4 protein-coding genes are annotated in these 3,200 nt (G+C 46.0%); all 4 read left to right on the top strand.

Translation table 11 applies throughout. From position 1 onward, the window contains the following. The coding region (locus B3157_RS11370) for an InlB B-repeat-containing protein (protein ID WP_292590599.1) at window positions 1-635 on the top strand (635 nt) is incomplete at its 5' end. Between the two features lie 14 nt (window positions 636-649). Next, complete coding sequence (locus tag B3157_RS11365; protein WP_103133814.1) at window positions 650-1,432, top strand: hypothetical protein; 783 nt, start codon at window positions 650-652, stop codon at window positions 1,430-1,432. Window positions 1,433-1,443: 11 nt separating this feature from the next. Continuing rightward, the gene (locus B3157_RS11360; RefSeq protein ID WP_103133815.1) at window positions 1,444-2,511 is read left to right on the top strand and encodes a hypothetical protein; all 1,068 of its coding nucleotides are present in this window, start codon (window positions 1,444-1,446) and stop codon (window positions 2,509-2,511) included. Window positions 2,512-2,533: 22 nt separating this feature from the next. Beyond that, window positions 2,534-2,998 (top strand): hypothetical protein, encoded by a 465-nt coding sequence (locus tag B3157_RS11355; RefSeq protein WP_103133816.1) that lies wholly within the window; start codon window positions 2,534-2,536, stop codon window positions 2,996-2,998. Window positions 2,999-3,200 lie beyond the last annotated feature (202 nt).

Here is a 3,200-nt window from a genome sequence, read left to right as displayed (position 1 = left end):
ACGTTTCGGCCAATCCTGCGGCTGGCGGAACTGCTGCCGGTGGAGGGATCTACACCCATGGAGATACTGTCAATCTTTCAGCTACCCCCAAAGAGGGATACAGGTTCGTCAACTGGACAGAGAATGGAGCGCAGGTAAGTACTAACGCCAGTTATTCATTTACGGCTACAAAGAACAGAACGCTAGTTGCGAACTTCACGACTATAAGTAAAGGAACGATCCAGATAAACAACACCACGATGGATGGTTTTGAGTATATAGACATATACGCCGAAGGTTTCGAATTCGGTGTTGCGGCGATCGAATACGTTTTGAGTTTTGATCCAGCAAAGCTGAATGTAATAGCCATGTCTAACGATGCCGGTCTTGGATGGTCGCTTGCGAACATGATAAGAAACACCGGTGGAATAATCCATTTCATCGCAGGAGGTCAACCCGTGAACCTCGCGGCAAGGACTAAGATAGCAACTATTGCAGTACTTGAGATCTCATCTGGAAGTACAACCATCGGTTTTACTGGCTATGTATATAATGATTCTCCAGTCGAAACTGCGGTAGCCGATGACAGCCAGCCGCCTCAGGTATTCAAGAGTCCGAATATTACTCTGATTCCAGGCACGATAACCATAAACTGAATGGGGTGATCTGATTGAGAAAATTAGCCTATATCACCGTTATGTTGATCTTGCTGATTGCACTTACGGCCTGTCCACCGATAAACAAGAAGCCCAGTGCTTCAGATGTAAGGATCACAGGAGATACCGTTAGCGGGCAGAAAGTAAAGGGAGAATACACTTTTCTGGATCCCGAACAAGAGCCTGAAGGAGCATCCGAGTACAAATGGTATCGTTCAGACAAAGCCGACGGCACTGGTCTTGAGTCGATTCCCTTAGCCACTAAACGTGAGTATTTGCTCACTTCGCAAGACGCTGGTAAATTCATGTATTTCGAAGTCATACCGGTAGATATAAAGGGAAAGGCTGGGGACCCAGTGAAGAGCGCGGCTTCCACCATAGTTGTTGCAGGGCCCTCCTTCGAAATAATCGATACCACTTTAAACAGGAACAGTCTTGGAAGCTTTGTTGTTAAAGCCAATAACTTAGGTGAGATAAACGCCTTTGAAGTTGTATTTGAGTTCGATACGGAGTATCTTACATGTCCCGGTATAGTCCAGTCCCTTGTCGGGGGACTTATAATAATCAAGCAGCCTTCCGAAAGTGTTATTCACGTGGCCGTGGCCGGACTGAAAGATCTCGATGTTCAGAATACGGAGCTGCTGAGAGTATTTGTCAATGTACTTGACAAAGCCGGCAATACGGAGATACTCTTCTCCGAATATGTTAGCGAAGGAAATGTTAAATTCAGTACCGGTGTGATTCCCGAGATTAGTGGACTCGATCTGTCTGATACCGGGATAATCACAATCCAGTAGGGGGGTCTGAGATGAAAATAATGACATACATCGTGTTTATATCTATTGTTGTCACAATGCTTATGGCTTCATGTGTCGGACACTTTCCGAGGTTCGATCAAAGCGGCCGGTATATACTCCAGAGACTTCCAGACGGAGCCGAGCTTTATGTAAGAGAAGGAATAGATGCAATAGAGATAACTCTGGTTGGGGAAGGTCTCAAAATTGAAGATCTATCTCCTCTTCAGGGAGTCTTGATAATAACACGCAGCAACCATTCGGATCTGACCGTAGCCATTTCCGGCTTCAGGAATGTTGATTTCTCCAGGCCAGTACTTCTGATCTCTTCGGAACACGCGGCCGGCATAGCTATCTCGAAGTGTGACACAATCGTTTTGAATCGTATCTCCAATTCTTATTGGAAGCAGAATAGCGTGGATCCAGAACTAATAGGCGATTATAACGGAGACGGCTACATCACACTGTCCGATTTTGCTTCGTTCGCTCCCGCGTATGGCTTCTCGGAAGGTTCGCAAGAGTACGATGAGAAATTCGATGTTGGTGCATCTGAGAAACAATACTCGGGAATCTGGCAGAAAATCTTTTCAGTTCCCGGAGCTCCTGACGGCTCGATAACCCTTGCGGATTTTGCGGTCTTTGCCAACAACTACGGCTTCGCAAATCCTTATCTCGGGACCTGGAATTTCACGGGAACCATAGACTACGAAAGCTCAACATATGGATATGTGAAGGCGACCGGAACCGGTACGCTGGGTATTAGCCAGCAGAACTGGGAGATGTCCGGTCCGGTAGAGATAACGGCCAGCTCAACCTACACCGACGAACACGGGAACGTTAAATCCGAGGAATTCAGTATTGAGATTGATTCGGTGGATATCGAGTTTACCTCCACTGAGATGACAATCACCGGGACTATGGCAAATCCTGTAAATGGTGCTAAGTACGATATACTGATGAAAGGCAAACTCCGCGTAGAAGGCGGCGCTATCTTCGCTGAATCATCTGGTACAGGTGAAGGCTACGGCATATTCCTTCTCAAACCGGTAAGAAAGATAGGCGAATGGACGGCCCACAAATAAAACGAAAAACAGGAGGGGGAAGATGAAGACTCGAATCATAGTTCTTTTCATTGTTCTCTTGGCACTAACACTCGGAGGATGCTTCTGGAATAGACACTTCGACCCGAAAAACGCTCCTGCCGTTTTTGGTACCTGGCAACTTGAAGGCAAAGTGAAACATGACAACACCACAATCAAGGGTACCGGCACAATGAAGATCACTTATCAGGACGGAAACACCATAAAAGGCTGGGGAAGCACGATGCCTCCTGGACTTGATGAACTGATAAAAGTCGATGTCGAAGGCACAGTAACAGACAAACCCGATAATTTTCTCACCGTCACCATGCAGGTACGATATCCGCCCGTGTTTGGGGAGATGAGAGATGTTATACTAAACGGTACGGTCACAGTCACGGCAACCGGCACTCTTATCAACGACGGAAAAATCTACCTCGATAGCCTTGCAAGAGAAATTGGCGAATGGACCGGGACTTTGAAGAAATAGCGGCTCTCCTCTAGAATAACAGGACAATTTCTCCTTTCTTTCACACGATAATTCTTGAAGAACACATAGTGTTTCCATGTTATTGTGGAAAAGAATACCTTTATACTGAAGTCCCCAAACTGAACAAGCAAGAAATACCTATCTGAAATGATTTCAGAGAAATGAAGTGGTTATTTCTGTCTACGTTTTCTGAGTTGTTTCA

The organism is Mesotoga sp. UBA5557, assembly GCF_002425715.1.
Classification (GTDB): domain Bacteria; phylum Thermotogota; class Thermotogae; order Petrotogales; family Kosmotogaceae; genus Mesotoga.
This window is presented reverse-complemented; position numbering and strand designations above follow the sequence as displayed.